Consider the following 1,103-nt stretch of genomic DNA (forward strand, 5'->3'; position numbering starts at 1 on the left):
GGCGCGATCAAATGTGAACTGCAACACCTTGATCTGCTAAGGTGCGCACATGAATAAAAGCAAGTATCAGCAGTTACAGCCTGAAGAACGTCTCACTATCGCCAGCATGAAACAGCAGGGATTGAGCGTGCGGGCCATGGCCCGCACGCTCGGCCGCCCGGCTTCGACCGTGAGCCGCGAACTGGTGCGCAACACCTGTGCTGTGCGCGGCTACGCTTCGGTGCTCGCGCAGACCATCAGTTCGGCCCGGCGGGCGGCGGCGCGCCCGCCGCGCAAATTGGATCACCAGGGCGCACTCTCGCGCATCGTGCTCAGCCTGCTCAGCTGGAAGTGGTCGCCGCAGCAGATCTCCGGTACCCTGAAGCGCATGTATCCCAACGATCCAACCCAGCACGTCTCGCACGAGACCATCTACACCGCCATCTATGCGCAGCCACGCGGTGAGCTGCGCCGCCAGCTGATCGCCTGTCTGCGCCACGGCCACAGCACCCGCATGTCACGCAAGCGGGGCACTGACCGGCGCGGCCAGATCCCCGACATGGTGAGCATCCATGTGCGCCCGCCTGAGGTCGACGACCGGGTGATGCCAGGTCACTGGGAAGGCGACTTTATCAAGGGCGCCGGGAACCAGTCTTCCGTCGGCGTGCTCGTTGAGCGCACCAGCCGCCTGGTACTGCTGGCGAAGATGGAAGACGCCACCGCCGCCTCGGCCCTGGCGGGCTTCACTGCCAAGCTCAATTCGATCGCTGCCCCACTGCGCCAGAGCCTCACCTACGACCAGGGCAAGGAAATGACCCGTCATCAGGAGCTCAGCGCCGCCACCGGCGTGCGCGTGTACTTCTGCGATCCGCACAGCCCCTGGCAACGCGGCTCCTGTGAGAACACCAACGGGTTGCTACGTCAGTACCTGCCCAAAGGCACCGACCTCTCGATCTACAGCCAGGACGAGCTCGATGCCATCGCTGACAGCCTCAACAGCCGACCGCGTGCTACCCACGCATTTCACTCCCCATTCGAGGTCTTCGAACGTATGCTCAAAACCGCTTCGATCACTTCAGCTTCCGTTCATTAACCCCCTGTTGCGCTTCCCCTTTGAAACCGCC

1 protein-coding gene is annotated in these 1,103 nt (G+C 63.2%); it reads left to right on the forward strand.

What is annotated here, in order from left to right; genetic code table 11:
* Nucleotides 1-49 precede the first annotated feature (49 nt).
* A complete protein-coding gene (locus tag P3T23_RS47825; RefSeq protein ID WP_429322976.1) occupies nt 50-1,072 on the forward strand; it encodes an IS30 family transposase in 1,023 nt (340 codons plus the stop codon).
* Nucleotides 1,073-1,103: the final 31 nt, after the last annotated feature.

It is taken from the genome of Paraburkholderia sp. GAS448 (assembly GCF_050435685.1).
Lineage (GTDB): Bacteria > Pseudomonadota > Gammaproteobacteria > Burkholderiales > Burkholderiaceae > Paraburkholderia.